Raw genomic sequence first — 14,975 nt, forward strand, 5'->3', positions numbered from 1 at the left:
GCATGGATGCACGTCCGGCCGGGGCGGTCGGTGTGCTTGTCAGGTGTTCAGGAAAAGCTTCATTGAATGGTGTGGTCGCCCGGGAGGTCGGTCGTCACCGGGCGCGGTGAGAAAAGAAACTGTTGCCGAAAAACGAAGGGCGGATTCTGGCGAGCGCCTGCACGAACCGCAAGGCCGGCATGCGCCGCTGTGGCGCAAAGCCGACGCGGCACAAATCTGCAACCGGGTGCGAATCCAAACGCGAAGCGGCCCCGTATCCGATCCAAGCGCATCGCGCCTCCGAGCTGTTGGCGGTTTCCACAGACACCTTCAAGAACCATTCTTTCCAGGAGCCTTCAATGAAAAAACTCATGATTGCAGTCGGCGTTTCGGTCCTGCTCGGCGCTTGCGCTGGCGGCATGGGCATGAGCGGCAGTGGCAGCAGCGGCATGTCGTCGAACCCGATGGTCGGCGGCGCCGCGATGTACCCGACGAAGGACATCGTCGACAACGCCGTCAACTCGAAGGATCACACGACCCTGGTCGCCGCGGTCAAGGCCGCAGGCCTGGTCGACACGCTGAAGAGCCCCGGCCCGTTCACCGTGTTCGCGCCCACCAACCAGGCCTTCGCCGCGCTGCCCGCAGGCACCGTCGACACGCTGCTCAAGCCCGAGAACAAGCCCACGCTGACCAAGGTGCTGACGTACCACGTGGTGCCCGGCCGCATGGACGGCCCCGCGCTGATGAGCGCGATCAACGCGGGCGGCGGCAAGGCCGTGCTGAAGACCGCCAGCGGCGGCACGCTGACCGCGACGATGAACGGCGGCAACATCTGGGTGACCGATGCCAAGGGCGGCACCGCGATGGTCACCATCGCCAACGTGTACCAGTCGAACGGCGTGATCCACGTGATCAACAAGGTGCTGCTGCCGGGTTGATCCTCCTTCAGGTCCGCTGCGCGGCGTCCGCCTCGTCGCGCAGCCATTGGGCGAAGTCCTGCGCGTCGCGGTTGCCCGCGGCGCGCTTCGACATCTCGACGAAGTAGGCGCGGCGCGACACGGCGCCTTCGCCCAGCGGCGCCACCAGGCGGCCGTCTCTCACGAGTTCGCGCAGCAGCGGCATCCGGCCGATCACCACGCCCTGCCCCGCCACCGCCGCCGCCACCGCGTCGGCATAGTGGGTGAAGCGCAGCGTGCTCTTCATGCGCAGGTCGGCCAGGCCCATCACGCGCAGCCAGGGTTCCCAGTCGGTCGTCGCCGTCTCGCTGGGGTCGGCGTAGTCGACCGTGAGCAGCGTGAGGCCCGACAGGTCCGACGGCACATGCAGCGCATCGGCGAGCCTGGGCGCGCACAGCGGCACCACCGATTCCTCGAACAGCGCCGGCCCCACGCCACGGCTGATCGGCGCGAAGCGCACGGCGATGTCGATGCGGCTGCTTTCCAGGTCGAGCACATCGAGCGTGGCCGACACGCGCACGTCCACCTGCGGATGGGTGCCGGTGAAGCGCGCCAGCTTGGGAATGAGCCAGAGCGACGCGAAACCCGGCGTGGTGGTGATCGCCACCTGGCGCGGCGCGGAGTTGGCACGCACGCGCGCGGTGGCGTCGCGCAGGCGCTCCAGGCTGTCGGTGACGGCGCGCTGCATGACGCCGCCGGCCTCGGTGAGCGACAGCGCGCGGTGGCGCCGCTCGAACAGCAGCACGCCCAGACTGGCCTCCAGCTGCTGGATCTGCCGGCTCACCGCCGATTGCGTCAGGTGCAGTTCGCCGGCCGCGAGCGTGAAGCTCAGGCGCCGCGCCGCAGCTTCGAAGGTGCGCAGCAGCTCGAGCGGCGGCAGCTCGCCGGCCGGGGCTTTCGCATTCTCTGGGTGCATGCAACGAGTTCCGAATGACCGCGTGTAAATGCGGGGCCGGCTCACTATATTCATTCGTATCACGAATGCAATGGAGCTTGCCATGAGCACCTCTCCCACCAAATCCGGAGCCACCCCGCGCTTTCACGTCAGCCTGCCGACGCGTTCCGTCTTTGCCGTGCCCGACGGCGCCGGCGTGGGCATCGAATGCCGCAGCGGCTCGGTCTGGGTCACGCTGGACCGCGACGCGCGCGACATCGTGCTCGCGCCCGGCGAGCGCTTCGAGAGCACCGAGCACCGGCGCGTGCTGGTGTCGGCGCTGGAGCCGTCGTGCATCACCGTGTCGGATGCGCAGCCGGCCGCGATTCCTCTCGCCAAGCGCACCGGCGCGCGGTCGCCTTGGCGACTCCTGCCCCACGGGTTGTCCCCGGCTTGACCGGGCACCATGGGCGTCGAACCATCGATGCCCATGAGCCCCGATGCATCCCGATTGCCGCCGCTGTCTGACGGGCGGCTTTTTTGCTTTGGGGCGTCCGGCTTTCCACAGGCTTCCTGAACGAAGGACATGAACATGGCAGAGGCATACATCGTCGCCGCGGCGCGCACGGCCGGCGGACGGCGCGGCGGCAAGCTCGCGGGCTGGCACCCGGCGGACCTGGCGGCGCAGGTGATAAACGCGCTGGTGGCACGCAGCGGCATCGACCCGGCGGCGGTGGAGGACGTGATCCTCGGCTGCGTGAGCCAGGTGGGCGAGCAGGCCACCAACATCGCGCGCAACGCGGTGCTGGCGTCGAAGCTGCCTGAATCGGTGCCGGGCACATCGGTCGACCGGCAATGCGGCTCGTCGCAGCAGGCGCTGCACTTCGCGGCACAGGCCGTGATGTCGGGCAGCATGGACGCGGTGATCGCGGGCGGCGTCGAGAGCATGACGCGCGTGCCGATGTTCACGCCCAACGCGCTGCCCGCGAAGGCGGGGCTGGGCACCTACATGAGCCCCGCGATGAAGGCGCGCTACCCCGGGGTTGAATTCAGCCAGTTCACCGGCGCGGAAATGATCGCCAGGAACTACGGCATCGAGAAAAGCGCGCTCGACCGCTACGCGCTGGAGAGCCACCACCGCGCGATCGCCGCGACCCGCGTGGGCGCGTTCGACGACGAGATCGTGCCCGTCGACGTGCTGCTGGCCGACGGCACCCGCGGCGGCGAGGCGCACACGGTGGACGAAGGCATCCGCTTCGACGCGACGCTCGAAGGCATCGCGGGCGTGAAGCTGATCGCCGAGGGCGGACGCTGCACCGCCGCCACAGCGAGCCAGATCTGCGACGGCGCGAGCGGCGTGCTGGTGGTGAACGAGCGCGGCCTGAAGGCGCTGGGCGTGAAGCCGCTGGCGCGCATCCACCACATGAGCGTGATGGGGCACGACCCGGTCATCATGCTGGAGGCCCCGCTGCCCGCGACGCAGCGCGCGCTGAAGAAGGCCGGCATGAAGATCGGCGACATCGACCTGTACGAAGTGAACGAAGCCTTCGCGCCCGTGCCCATTGCATGGCTGCAGGCGCTCGACGCCGACCCGGCGCGGCTCAACGTGAACGGCGGCGCCATCGCGCTGGGCCATCCGCTGGGCGCCTCGGGCACCAAGCTCATGACCACGCTGATCCACGCGCTGGCGAAGCGCGGCAAGCGCTACGGCCTGCAGACCATGTGCGAAGGCGGCGGCATGGCCAACGTGACCATCGTGGAAAGGCTTTGACGGCAATGAGCGACCAGGCTTTCATCCTCTGCGAGCTGAACGACGGCATCGCCACGCTCACGCTGAACCTGCCGGCCAAGCTGAACCCGATCGCGCGCGAGCTGCAGGTCGAGCTGCGCGACGCGCTGGAGCGCATCCGCGACGACCGCGCGGTGCGCGCCGTGATCCTCACCGGCGCTGGCAAGGCTTTCTGCGTGGGCGCGGACCTGAGCGCGATGGCGCCCGGCGAAGCCGGCAAGTCGCTCGGCACGCAAACCGCCGAGTGGATGCAGGAACTCAGCAATCCGCTGATCGAGACGCTGCGCACCCTGCCGGTGCCGGTGGTGGCCGCAGTGAACGGCCCGGCGGCCGGCGCGGGCGTGGGCCTGGCGCTCGCGGCCGACGTGACCATCGCGGCGCGCAGCGCCTACTTCTACCTGCCCTTCCTGCCCAAGCTCGGCATCGTGCCCGACCTCGGCTGCACCTGGGCCATTCCGCGCCGCGCCGGACGGGCGCGCGCCATGGGCATGGCGCTGCTCGACGAGCGCGTGGACGCGGAGCGCGCGGTGCAGTGGGGCCTGATCTGGTCCTGCGTGGACGACGCGCAGCTGATGGAAGAAGCCACCGGCGTCGCGCAGCGCCTCGCCCGGCTGCCGGCCCATGCGGTGGTCGAGGCGCGCGAGGCCTTCGACGCCTCGGAGCGCCACTCGCTGGGGGAACAGCTGCACTACGAGAGCGAACGCCAGCGCGAGCTGATCGACCGGCCCAGCTTCCGCGAAGGCGTGAGCGCCTTCCTGCAGAAGCGCCCGCCGGTCTTCGAGAGCCGCTGACATTCCGACACCGGCGCCCGCTGGCGCCGGCCCGGGGGCTGCGTGACAATGCCGCGCATGCCCATCCCCAATGCCTTCTACGCCCAATCAGGCGGCGTCACCTCGGTCATCAACGCCTCGGCCTGCGGGGTGATCGAGACGGCGCGCCGGCACCCGGAGCGCATCGGCAAGCTCTACGCCGGGCGCAACGGCATCATCGGCGCGCTGACCGAGGAACTGATCGACACTGGCGCCGAACCGGCCGAGGCCATCGCGGCGCTGCGCACCACGCCTTCCGGCGCCTTCGGCTCGTGCCGCTACAAGCTCAAGTCGCTGGAGAAGAACCGGCGCGAGTACGAGCGGCTGATCGAGGTGTTCAAGGCGCACGGCATCGGCTACTTCTTCTACAACGGCGGCGGCGATTCGGCCGACACCTGCTTCAAGGTGAGCCAGCTGTCGCAGTCGATGGGCTATGCGCTGCAGGCCATCCACGTGCCCAAGACCATCGACAACGACCTGCCGCTGACCGACTGCTGCCCGGGCTTCGGCTCGGTCGCGAAATACGTGGCGGTGTCGACCATCGAGGCCTCGTTCGACGTGCGCTCGATGGCGGCGACATCGACCAAGGTGTTCGTGCTCGAGGTGATGGGGCGGCACGCGGGATGGATCGCCGCGGCCGGCGGGCTGGCCGCGGACCAGGGCATTCCGGTGGTGGTGCTGTTCCCGGAGATCGAGTTCGACAAGGTGCGCTTCCTGGCGCGTGTCGACGAACTGGTGAAGCAGCACGGCTATTGCTCGGTGGTGGTGTCCGAGGGCTGCCACCACCCCGACGGCACCTTCCTCGCCGAACAGGGCACGCGCGATGCCTTCGGCCATGCGCAGCTGGGCGGCGCGGCGCCGGTGGTGGCGCAGATGGTCAAGGACGCGCTGGGCCACAAGTTCCACTGGGCCGTGGCCGACTACCTGCAGCGCGCGGCGCGCCACATCGCCTCGGCCACCGACGTGAAGCAGGCCTACGAGCTGGGCCAGCGTGCGGTGGAGCTTGCGCTGGAAGGCCGCAACGCCGTGATGCCGACCATCGAGCGCACGTCCGACGTGCCGTACACCTACCGCATCGGCAGCGCACCGCTGGAGTCAGTGGCGAATGTCGAGAAGCCGATGCCGCGCGATTTCATTTCGGACGACGGCTACGGCATCACCGAGAAGTGCCGCCGCTACCTGCTGCCGCTGATCGAGGGCGAGGACTACCCCGCCTACAGCGGCGGCCTGCCGGTGTACACCACGCTGCGCAACCTGGCCGTGCCGAAGAAGCTGCCTGCCTTCGAGATCGCATGATGGCAACCGGCACGGCGGTCATCGACGCCACGCGCTGCCCGCTGTGCGGCGGGCCGAACCGCTGCGCGATGGAGATCGAACGCGAGACCGGCCGGGCGCAGCCGCCCTGCTGGTGCATGCAGGTCGACTTCAGCAATGCGCCGCTGACCAACCTGCCGGAAGAAATGCGCGGGCTGGCGTGCATCTGCATGCGCTGCGCGACGGGCGCCGCGCCGCAGCGTCAGGACTGAGCGGCGTCCTGGGACTGCGACTGGGCCTGCGTCTGTGATTGCGCCTGCGATTGCGTCTGGGGCTGCACAGCCTCCGGCGCGGCCGCCTCGCCCGACATCACCATCGACGGCGTATCGCCCTGCCGCTGCTGCGTGATCACCTGGTGGATGAACTGCAGCTTGCCCACGGCCGTGCGCGGAAGCACGAAGGGGTAGTAGTCGGGCTGGCCCATGCTGCGCGACAGCTCGTTGAGCACGTTGGTGAGCAGCACCCAGCCGTTGATGAAGTCGAGGAACTGGCCGGCATCGGGGTGGTGCGGCTGCCACAGGTCGTCGAGGGTGAACAGGTCGTTCGTGAGCTCGACGTTGGCCGCGTCGACGCCGAAGCTCATCGCGGTGTCCGCCGTGTCGGCCATGTGCAGGTAGTGCGCCCAGGTCTCGGCCCAGTCTTCCCACGGATGCGTGCTGGCGTAGCTGCTGACGTAGCGGTCGGTCCAGTCGGGCGGCGGGCCCTGTTCGTAGTGGGTCTGCAGCGCGGCCGCGTAGTCGGCGCGCTCGTCGCCGAAGAGCGCGCGGAAGTCGTCGATCCACGGCGTGGGCTGCACCAGCAGGTCCCAGTAGTAGTGGCCGATCTCGTGGCGGAAATGGCCGAGCAGCGTGCGGTAGGGCTCGCGCATCTCGGCGCGGATGCGCTCGCGCACGGCGTCCTCGGCCTCTTCGGCGTTGAGGGTGATCACGCCGTTGTCGTGGCCGGTCATGACGTGCGGGCCGCCCGGCACGTTGCTCAGGAAGTCGAAGGTCATGCCGTGCACCGGATCGGCGTGGCGGCTCACCACGGGCAGGCCCAGCGCGAGCAGCTGCGAAATGAGCCGGCGCTTGGCGGTTTCCAGCTTGCGCCAGAGCTCGCCGTTGCTCTCCACCGACAGGTCGGGAATGGTGCGGGTGACGCTGCACGCCAGGCAGTAGCCCGGTGCCAGGCCGTGCGGGTCGGCGGGCGGCTGCTCGCCTTCGCGCGCGCCCGGCACCATCCAGCTGCAGGCGGCGGGCGTCATGAGGTTGGCGCAGCGGTGGTAGGTGGGGCCGTGCGGGTCGCCGAACACGGTGAAGGTGTCGGGCTGCGCGCCTTCGCCTTGCGCCGGCGCGAGCGGCACGACGCCGAGGCGGTCGACCACGTAGCCCAGCGGCGTGTGGCAGGCCAGGCATTCGCTGTTGCGCAGGAACACGGGGCGCCCGCACTGGCAGCGGTAGGCCCGGCTGACGGTGGGCGCGGCGAGTTCGGTGGCGAGCGTGGACGCGCCTTCGGGTTCGGCGGCGGCCGGGGCGCCGCCTTGCGGATCTTGGGCTTCGGTCAGGGAATCCATGTGGTTGTCTTGATCTTCTGGAAGACGTCTTCTGGAAGACGCGGAGGGGACAGCCGGGCCATTGTGAGACCCGCGGGCACGGCCCTCATCGCGCAAACACCGATATGCTTGTAGGACGACGGACCCCGAGACATTCCGCCGCCCCATGACCTCCCCACAGACACCCGAAGAAGCCGCGAGCACGCCGGCCCCGCCCTCCATCGGCACGCTGCGCCAGCGCTATGGCGAACGCTATCGCTGGTACCTCCTGCTGTCGGTCATGGTGGGGACGATGGCATCGATCATGTCCTCGACCATCGTCAACGTGGCCATTCCGGGCATGAGCCATCACTTTTCGCTCGGGCAGGAGCGCGCGCAGTGGGTGAGCTCGGGCTTCATGGTGGCGATGACGGTCTCGATGCTCACCACGCCGTGGCTGCTGTCGCGCTACGGCTACCGGCGCACCTATGTCGGCACGATGGTGCTGCTCCTGCTGGGCGGCATCGTGGGCGGCGTGGCCAACGACTTCTCGCTGGTGCTGTTCGCGCGCGTGGCCGAAGGGCTGGCCGCGGGGGTGGTGCAGCCGATTCCGGCCATCATCATCCTGCGCGCCTTCGAGCCGCACGAGCAGGGGCGCGCGAGCGGCATCTTCGGCATGGGCGTGGTGCTGGCGCCGGCCATCGGGCCGAGCATCGGCGGTGTGCTGGTCGACCTGTTCGGCTGGCGCTCGATCTTCTTCATGGTGGTGCCGTTCTGCCTGGCCTCGCTCTGGCTGGCCTACAAGTTCGTGCCGACCACGGCGCCAGGCGGCGTGGCGGCGGTGCGCGGCGGCGGGCTCGACGGGCGCGGGCTGGCACTGGGCACCATCGGCACGCTGTGCCTGCTGAACGGGCTGGTGGCGCTGCGCGGAGATTCGCCCCTGCAGGCAGGGCTGCTGCTGGCCGGCGCGCTGGCGGCGTTCGGCGCCTTCGTGTGGTGGCAGCGGCGGCTGGCGGCTTCGGGCGGCACGCCGCTGATGAACCTGGCGCTGTTCCAGTACCGGCAGTTCGCGATGGGCAGCGTGGTGGCGTTCATCTACGGCACGGCGCTGTTCGGCTCGACCTACCTGCTGCCGGTGTACATGCAGGTCGGGCTGCACCTGTCGGCCTCGCACGTGGGCACCATCCTGCTGCCGGCGGGCATCGTGCTGGCGCTGACCATCGCCGGCGTGGGCCGGCTGGCCGACCGGCATCCGACCTGGGTGCTGGTGACCATCGGGCTGGCGCTGCTGGCCGCGTCGTTCGCGCTGATGATGGTGCTGCGGCTGGACAGCGCGCTGTGGCTGCTGGTGGCGTTCGCGATCATCGGGCGCATCGGGCTGGGTTTCATCCTGCCCTCGCTCAACCTGGGCTCGATGCGGCCGCTGGCCAAGCCGCTGATTCCGCAGGGCGCCAGCGCCATCAACTTCGTGCGCATGCTGGGCGGCGCGGCCGGCGTGAGCCTGTGCGCCATCGTGCTCGAGTGGCGGCTGGCGGCGCACGGCGATTCGCTCGCCAACCCGATGAGCAGCCCGGCGCGGCTGGCCGCCTTCGACGAGGTGTTCGCGATGCTCGCGGGGCTGTGCGCACTGGCGATCTGCGCGGCCTGGCAGCTGCGGCAGGGGCCGGCGGAGACTGTGCGCAAGCCTGGGTAAACCCCGGCGGCGGAAGACGGGGCTTTCGCTTTCAATTGTTATCAGTTGTATCGAACTCGCCAGCGAGCCCCATTCCCATGCATCGCAGAAACTTCATTGCCGCTTCGGCGGCGGCCGTCGCCGTGCCCGCGCTCGGGCTCATGTCTTCCGCCCAGGCCGCCGAAAGCGGCCCGGCGGACACCGAAATCGTGCTCGGCCTCACCGGCATCCTGAGCGGGCCGCTCGGGGCGCCGATCAAGGTCGTGGTGGCCGGCGCGGGGCTGGCTTTCGACGCGGTGAATGCGCAGGGCGGCCTGTCGGGCCGCAAGATCCGGCTGGTGTCGCTCGACGACGAACTGGTGCCCGAGAAGGCGGTGGCCAACTACGAGAAACTGCTCGCCGAGCATCGCGCCTTCGCCTTCTTCGGCTGCGTGGGCTCGGGCACCACCGCGGCGGCGGCCAAGGTGCTGAACCAGAGCGGCGCGCCGATGGTCGCCGGCTATGCGGTGTCGGATTCGGCGCGCGAGAAGGTCGCGGGCTCCGGCTACTTCGTGCGCGCCACCTTCGCGCGCGAGGCGCAGGCGCTGGTGCAGCACCTGACGACCATCGGCGTCTCGCGGATCGCGGTGGCCTACCTCGACAACCCCGGCGGCGCCGAAGTGGCCAGGCTGGTCGAGGCCGCGCTCGCCACGCTGCAACTCAAGCCTGTGGCCGCCGTGCCGGTGAAGGGCGACGGCTCGGCCAACGAGGCCTCGGGCAAGGCGCTGGCGGAAAGCAAGGCGCAGGCGGTCATCATGTATCTGGGCGGCGGCATCGGCGGCGAGGTGATGAAGAGCGCCTGGGCCGCGGGCGGGCGCCAGATGTTCTACGGCATGTCGATCGTGCCGGGCGACGTCACGGCGCGGCTGGTGGGCGACAAGACCAGCGGGCTGGCCATCTCGCAGATCGTGCCCTACCCGTGGAGCGAGGTGGACGCCGGCGCAAGAGAGTATCGGCAGCTGGCCGAGCGCGCCAAGGTCGACGTGGGCTATCTGAGCTACGAAGGCTACGTGAACGCGCTGGTGATGATCGAGGCGCTGCGCCGCACCGGGCGCGACCTGACGCGCGCCAGGCTGCATGCCACGCTCAAGGCGATGAAGCTGCGGGTGAACAACATGGATATCGATTTCACCGGCGCCAGCAACACCGGCTCGCGCTTCATCGAGATGGTGCGGGTGACGAAGGAAGGCAAGTTCCTGCGCTAGCGGACGCCCGGCCGCGCGAATCGCGGTCTAATTGCGGGCATGTGTCAATTGCTAGGGATGAACTGCAACACGCCGACCGACGTGACCTTCAGCTTCACGGGGTTCGCGCAGCGCGGCGGCCGCACCGATCACCACGCCGACGGCTGGGGCATCGCGTTCTTCGAGGACCGCGGGCTGCGCCACTTCGTGGACCACCAGCCGGCGTGCGAATCGCCGGTGGCCGAACTGATCCGGCGCTATCCCATCCAGAGCCGCAACGTCATCGCGCACATCCGCAAGGCGACGCAGGGCGAGGTCAACCTGCAGAACTGCCACCCGTTCGTGCGCGAGCTGTGGGGACGGTACTGGGTGTTCGCCCATAACGGCGACCTGAAGGAATTCCGCCCGCGCCTGCACGGCAACTTCCACCCGGTGGGCAATACCGACAGCGAGCATGCCTTCTGCTGGATCATGCAGGAGCTGGCCAAGTCGCACGCGGGCGTGCCGAGCATCGAGGAGCTGACGCTCACGCTGCGCGAACTTGCGCCGCAACTGGCGAGCCACGGCACCTTCAACTTCATGCTGTCCAACGGGCAGGCGCTGTGGGCTCACGCCTCGACCAACCTGTGGTACGTGGAGCGGCAGCATCCGTTCGTCACCGCGCAGCTCTCCGACGAAGACCTGGCGATCGACTTCGCGCAGCACACCACGCCCAGCGACCGCGTGGCGGTGGTGGTGACGGCGCCGCTCACGACCAACGAAACCTGGACGCAGTTCGCGCCCGGCGAGCTTCATGTGTTCGTGGATGGACGGCTTTCGGGGTACTGAGCCGAGGCTGCAACCTTTCTACTGACACATTTTCGCAACAGTGCAATAAAGTATCAGCGGACAGACGAAAGTGCGAGAACAATAACTGTTCTCATTTGCATCCTTCGAACCGTCCATGCCCGCATCTCATTTCCATCTTCGGCCTGTCGTGGCCGCAACGCTGCTCGCGCTCCATGCCGTGGCGGCACTGGCCCAGAACAACGCGGCCGAACCGGCCGCCGCAACGGCGTCGAGCGGCACGCTGGCCACGGTGAACGTGGAAGCCAGCGCCGACGCATCGGCCGAGGGCCTGGCCAAGCCCTATGCCGGCGGCCAGGTGGCACGCGGCGGGCGCGTCGGCATCCTGGGCACCCAGGACATGATGAGCACGCCCTTCTCCAGCACCAACTACACCAACGAACTGATCCAGGACCAGCAGGCCAAGAGCGTGGCCGACGTGCTGCTGAACGACCCGTCGGTGCGCCAGGCGCGCGGCTTCGGCAACTTCCAGGAGCTGTACGTGGTGCGCGGCTTCCCCGTGTACTCGGACGACGTGTCGTACAACGGCCTCTACGGCATGCTGCCGCGCCAGTACATCGCCTCCGAATTCTTCGAGCGCGTGGAAGTCTTCCGCGGCGCCAACACCTTCCTGAACGGCGCGGCCCCCGGCGGCAGCGGCATCGGCGGCGCGATCAACCTGCTGCCCAAGCGCGCGCCCAACGAAGCGCTCACGCGTGTCGGCTTCGGCGTGCAGAGCGGCGGCCAGGGCTTCGTCAATCTCGACCTGGCCCGCCGCTTCGGTCCCGACGACAGCCTGGGCGTGCGCGTGAACGCGGTGCGCCGCGAAGGCGGCACCGGCGTGAACAAGGAAAGCCAGCAGCTCAGCGCCTTCGGCGTCGGCCTCGACTGGCACAACCGCAACGTGCGCCTGTCGGCCGACTTCGGCTACCAGGACTACGACCTGAAAGACGGCCGCCCGAGCCTGACGCCCTCGTCCACGCTGCCGATCCCGCGCGCCCCCGACGCCCGCACCAACTTCGCCCAGCCCTGGACCTATTCGAAGGAAAAGGACAAGTTCGCCACCTTCCGCGGCGAAGTCGACATCACCGACAACATCACCGCCTGGGCCGCCGGCGGCGTGCGCCGCAGCAGCGAAGACAACGTGCTGTCGAACCCGACGCTCACCGACGCCTTCGGCAACACCAGCAACACGCGCTTCAGCAACACCCGCGAAGACCGCATCGGCACCGGTGAAATCGGCGTGCGCGGCAACTTCGCCACCGGCCCGGTGAAGCACACGCTGGTGGCCTCGGCCGCCAAGTACAGCAACGACCGCGACAACGCCTACGCCATCTCGGCGCAGAGCGTGCGCAACAACATCTACACGCCGTACGCGTCGTCCTACCCGGTCGCCAACGGTGCTTTCGTGGGCAACACGCTCGACGACCCGCGCCTGACCGACCGCATCGAAACATCGAGCGTGGCCGTCGCCGACACCATGGCGTTCATGGACGACCGCCTGCTCGTCACCCTCGGCGCGCGCCGCCAGACCATCAAGCAGACCAGCTACGCCTACAACACGCTCAAGCAGACCAGCGACTACGACAAGAGCAAGACCACGCCGGTGGCCGGCGTCGTGTTCAAGATCACGCCGACGGTCTCGGCCTACGCCAACTACATCGAAGGCCTGGTCAAGGGCAACGTGGCGGGCACCACGGTGAACAACCGCCCCGTCACCAATGCCGGCGAAATCTTCGCGCCGTACCAGGCCAAGCAGAAGGAAATCGGCGTCAAGTACGACGGCGGCACGCTCGGCGCCAGCGCCGCGTTCTTCACCACCGACCAGCCGACTTACTACTACGCCGGCCAGACCTACGGCCTGTACGGCAAGCAGCGCAACCAGGGCCTGGAGTTCTCGGTGTTCGGCCAACCGGCCAAGGGCCTGCGCCTGCTCGGCGGCCTGACGCTGCTGGACGCCAAGCAGAAGAACACGCAAGGCGGCGCCACCGACGGCCTGACGGCCATCGGCGTGGCCAAGCAGCAAGCCAACCTGGGCGCCGAATGGGACGTGCCGGGCCTGCGCAACCTGTCGCTGAACGCCCGCGTGCTCTACACCTCGAAGCAATACGCCAACGCCGCCAACACCCAGTCGGTGCCGTCGTGGACGCGCTTCGACATCGGCGCGCGCTACCTGGTCGACCTGGGCAACGGCCGTGCGCTCACGCTGCGTGCGCGCATCGACAACCTGTTCAACAAGTCGTACTGGGCCTCGGTGGGCGGCACGCAGGGCAGCAACTACCTGGTGCTGGGCGCGCCGCGCACCTTCTCGCTGAGCGGCACCATCGACTTCTGACGCTGGAGGTCAGCGGCCCTGCGGCTGCAGGGTCGCTTCCAGCGCATCGATGAACATGGCCGGCACGTCGAAGCCGGTCTGCTCGGTGATTTCCTGGAAGCAGGTCGGGCTGGTCACGTTGATTTCGGTGACCGAGTCGCCGATCACGTCGAGCCCGATCAGCAGCAGCCCGCGCGGCGCGAGCACACGACCGATGGTTTCCGCGATCTCGCGGTTGCGCGCGGTCAGCGGCTGCGCCACGCCCTTGCCGCCGGCAGCGAGGTTGCCGCGCACCTCGGTGCCTTGCGGAATGCGCGCCAGCACGAAGGGCGCCGGCTCGCCCGCGATGATCAGGATGCGCTTGTCGCCCTGGACGACCTCGGGCACGAAGCGCTGCACCATGATGGTCTCGGCGCCGTCCTTGTTGAGCGTCTCGACGATGGAGCCGAGGTTCAGCGCGTCCTGCTTCACGCGGAAGATGCCCATGCCGCCCATGCCGTCGAGCGGCTTCAGGATGATGTCGCCGTGCTCCGCATGGAAGTCGCGCACCGCCTGCGCGCTGCGCGTGACCAGCGTGGGCGTGACGAACTGCGGAAACTCCATGATCGCGAGCTTTTCCGGATGGTCGCGCAGCGCGCGCGGCGAGTTGACCACCCGGCCGCCTTCGCGTTCGGCCTGCTCCAGCAGGTGCGTCGCGTAGATGTACTCGGCGTCGAAGGGCGGGTCCTTGCGCATCAGCACCGCGTCGAAGTCCTTCAGCGCCTTCGACTCGGTGATGTCGACGCGGTACCAGTCCTTCGCGTCGCCCGTCAGCGTGATCTGCTGCACCGTGGCGGTGACGAAACCGCCCGACTTCCACTGGATGTCCTGCGGCAGGCAGGCGGCGATGCGGTGGCCGCGGCGCTGGGCCTCGCGCATCATCGAGAAGGTGGTGTCCTTGTAGATCTTGAAATGATCGAGCGGGTCGGCGACGAAGAGGATGTTTTTCATCAGGCGTTCTTTCTTGCGGTGCCACGAACGGCGGGCGCCGCCGGGTATCGGGGCGCGATGTTGCCGGAAGCGGCGATGTCCTTGCCGGACGGGGCCTTTTCTCCATGCGCGCGGCCGGGCTGGAGCAATCGCATCGCGCGATTGTGCCGGGAGCCGTCAGCGCCAGATTGTCAACAATCTGAGCGACACAATGTCAACCATCGGGCACGGGACTTGCACGAACCCGCTTGCGACATCCCGCCGTGCACCGCCATGGCCCAGCAAGATTGGAGAACCCCGTGGAAGCATCCGTTTCGCAGCAGAGCCATCCCGCGCTCGACCCCGCCGCCGTGGTGGACGAGTTCCTTCGCCTGGTGATGATTCCCGACCCGCAGTCGGCCTCCCGCTTCACCGCACCGGACATCCGCATCCGCTTCACCGGCAACCGGCCGATGCAGGCACCCGGCGACACCTCGGCCTTCAATGCGAAGCGCTATGCCTGGGTCAAGAAGAAGATCGAGCGCACCGAGACGGTGGCCGGCGGCACGCCCGAGGAAACGGTGGTCTACAGCCTCGGCACGCTCTACGGCGCATGGCCCGACGGCACGGCCTTCGAAGGCAATCGGTACGTCGACCGCTACGTGGTGCGCCACGGCCTGATCGTGCAGATGGACGTGTGGAACGACAGCGCCGAATGGCTGCTGGTGCGCGCCGGCCTCGCCGTGCTGTGACGAGGCCGCC

Annotated in this window: 15 protein-coding genes; 11 read left to right on the forward strand and 4 right to left on the reverse strand. The window is 68.7% G+C overall.

Going from position 1 to position 14,975, the window contains the following annotated elements; translation table 11 throughout:
• Window positions 1-94: 94 nt before the first annotated feature.
• Window positions 95-352: a hypothetical protein gene (locus C4F17_RS32825; RefSeq protein ID WP_159053672.1), complete on the reverse strand. Its 258-nt coding sequence runs from the start codon at window positions 350-352 to the stop codon at window positions 95-97.
• Here C4F17_RS32825 and C4F17_RS16460 point away from each other — a divergent pair.
• The gene (locus C4F17_RS16460; RefSeq protein ID WP_106935962.1) at window positions 339-917 is read left to right on the forward strand and encodes a fasciclin domain-containing protein; all 579 of its coding nucleotides are present in this window, start codon (window positions 339-341) and stop codon (window positions 915-917) included. The two genes, C4F17_RS32825 and C4F17_RS16460, sit on opposite strands and share 14 nt — an antisense overlap.
• A gap of 7 nt (window positions 918-924) precedes the next feature.
• Here the strand turns inward: C4F17_RS16460 and C4F17_RS16465 are convergent, their stop codons facing one another.
• Entirely contained in the window at window positions 925-1,851 is a 927-nt protein-coding gene (locus C4F17_RS16465; protein ID WP_106935963.1) for a LysR substrate-binding domain-containing protein, read from the reverse strand.
• An 82-nt stretch (window positions 1,852-1,933) separates the two neighbouring features.
• Between C4F17_RS16465 and C4F17_RS16470 the strand changes: the two genes are divergently transcribed.
• From C4F17_RS16470 to C4F17_RS16490, 5 genes are all read left to right on the forward strand, one after another.
• Window positions 1,934-2,266: a DUF2917 domain-containing protein gene (locus C4F17_RS16470; RefSeq protein ID WP_106937587.1), complete on the forward strand. Its 333-nt coding sequence runs from the start codon at window positions 1,934-1,936 to the stop codon at window positions 2,264-2,266.
• Between the two features lie 135 nt (window positions 2,267-2,401).
• Window positions 2,402-3,580 (forward strand): acetyl-CoA C-acetyltransferase, encoded by a 1,179-nt coding sequence (locus C4F17_RS16475; RefSeq protein WP_106937588.1) that lies wholly within the window; start codon window positions 2,402-2,404, stop codon window positions 3,578-3,580.
• A gap of 5 nt (window positions 3,581-3,585) precedes the next feature.
• Window positions 3,586-4,389: an enoyl-CoA hydratase-related protein gene (locus tag C4F17_RS16480; protein WP_106935964.1), complete on the forward strand. Its 804-nt coding sequence runs from the start codon at window positions 3,586-3,588 to the stop codon at window positions 4,387-4,389.
• A gap of 57 nt (window positions 4,390-4,446) precedes the next feature.
• Entirely contained in the window at window positions 4,447-5,703 is a 1,257-nt protein-coding gene (locus C4F17_RS16485) for a 6-phosphofructokinase (protein WP_106937589.1), read from the forward strand.
• Window positions 5,703-5,933, forward strand: a complete 231-nt coding sequence (locus C4F17_RS16490; protein ID WP_106937590.1) for a cysteine-rich CWC family protein — start codon at window positions 5,703-5,705, stop codon at window positions 5,931-5,933. The genes C4F17_RS16485 and C4F17_RS16490 overlap by 1 nt, the downstream gene beginning before the upstream one ends.
• Here the strand turns inward: C4F17_RS16490 and C4F17_RS16495 are convergent.
• Window positions 5,924-7,273: a zinc-binding metallopeptidase family protein gene (locus tag C4F17_RS16495; RefSeq protein ID WP_106935965.1), complete on the reverse strand. Its 1,350-nt coding sequence runs from the start codon at window positions 7,271-7,273 to the stop codon at window positions 5,924-5,926. The genes C4F17_RS16490 and C4F17_RS16495 overlap by 10 nt on opposite strands.
• A 145-nt stretch (window positions 7,274-7,418) precedes the next feature.
• On the opposite strand from C4F17_RS16495, the gene C4F17_RS16500 reads away from it, so the two are divergent.
• From C4F17_RS16500 to C4F17_RS16515, 4 genes are all read left to right on the forward strand, one after another.
• On the forward strand, window positions 7,419-8,924 hold the full coding sequence (locus C4F17_RS16500) for an MFS transporter (protein ID WP_081270078.1): 1,506 nt from the start codon (window positions 7,419-7,421) through the stop codon (window positions 8,922-8,924).
• Window positions 8,925-9,001: 77 nt separating this feature from the next.
• Window positions 9,002-10,147: an ABC transporter substrate-binding protein gene (locus C4F17_RS16505; RefSeq protein WP_106935966.1), complete on the forward strand. Its 1,146-nt coding sequence runs from the start codon at window positions 9,002-9,004 to the stop codon at window positions 10,145-10,147.
• 39 nt (window positions 10,148-10,186) lie between these two features.
• Window positions 10,187-10,954 (forward strand): class II glutamine amidotransferase, encoded by a 768-nt coding sequence (locus C4F17_RS16510; RefSeq protein WP_081270080.1) that lies wholly within the window; start codon window positions 10,187-10,189, stop codon window positions 10,952-10,954.
• A gap of 115 nt (window positions 10,955-11,069) precedes the next feature.
• Window positions 11,070-13,286 (forward strand): TonB-dependent receptor, encoded by a 2,217-nt coding sequence (locus C4F17_RS16515; protein ID WP_106935967.1) that lies wholly within the window; start codon window positions 11,070-11,072, stop codon window positions 13,284-13,286.
• A 9-nt stretch (window positions 13,287-13,295) separates the two neighbouring features.
• On the opposite strand, the gene gshB is transcribed toward C4F17_RS16515, so the two are convergent.
• A complete protein-coding gene (gene gshB / locus C4F17_RS16520) occupies window positions 13,296-14,255 on the reverse strand; it encodes a glutathione synthase (RefSeq protein ID WP_081270082.1) in 960 nt (319 codons plus the stop codon).
• 278 nt (window positions 14,256-14,533) lie between these two features.
• Here gshB and C4F17_RS16525 point away from each other — a divergent pair, with 278 nt between their 5' ends.
• Window positions 14,534-14,965 carry a hypothetical protein gene (locus tag C4F17_RS16525; protein ID WP_081270099.1) on the forward strand — a complete coding sequence of 144 codons (432 nt, stop codon included), beginning with the start codon at window positions 14,534-14,536 and terminating at the stop codon, window positions 14,963-14,965.
• The last annotated feature ends 10 nt before the right edge of the window (window positions 14,966-14,975 follow it).

It is taken from the genome of Variovorax sp. PMC12, from assembly GCF_003019815.1.
Classification (GTDB): domain Bacteria; phylum Pseudomonadota; class Gammaproteobacteria; order Burkholderiales; family Burkholderiaceae_C; genus Variovorax.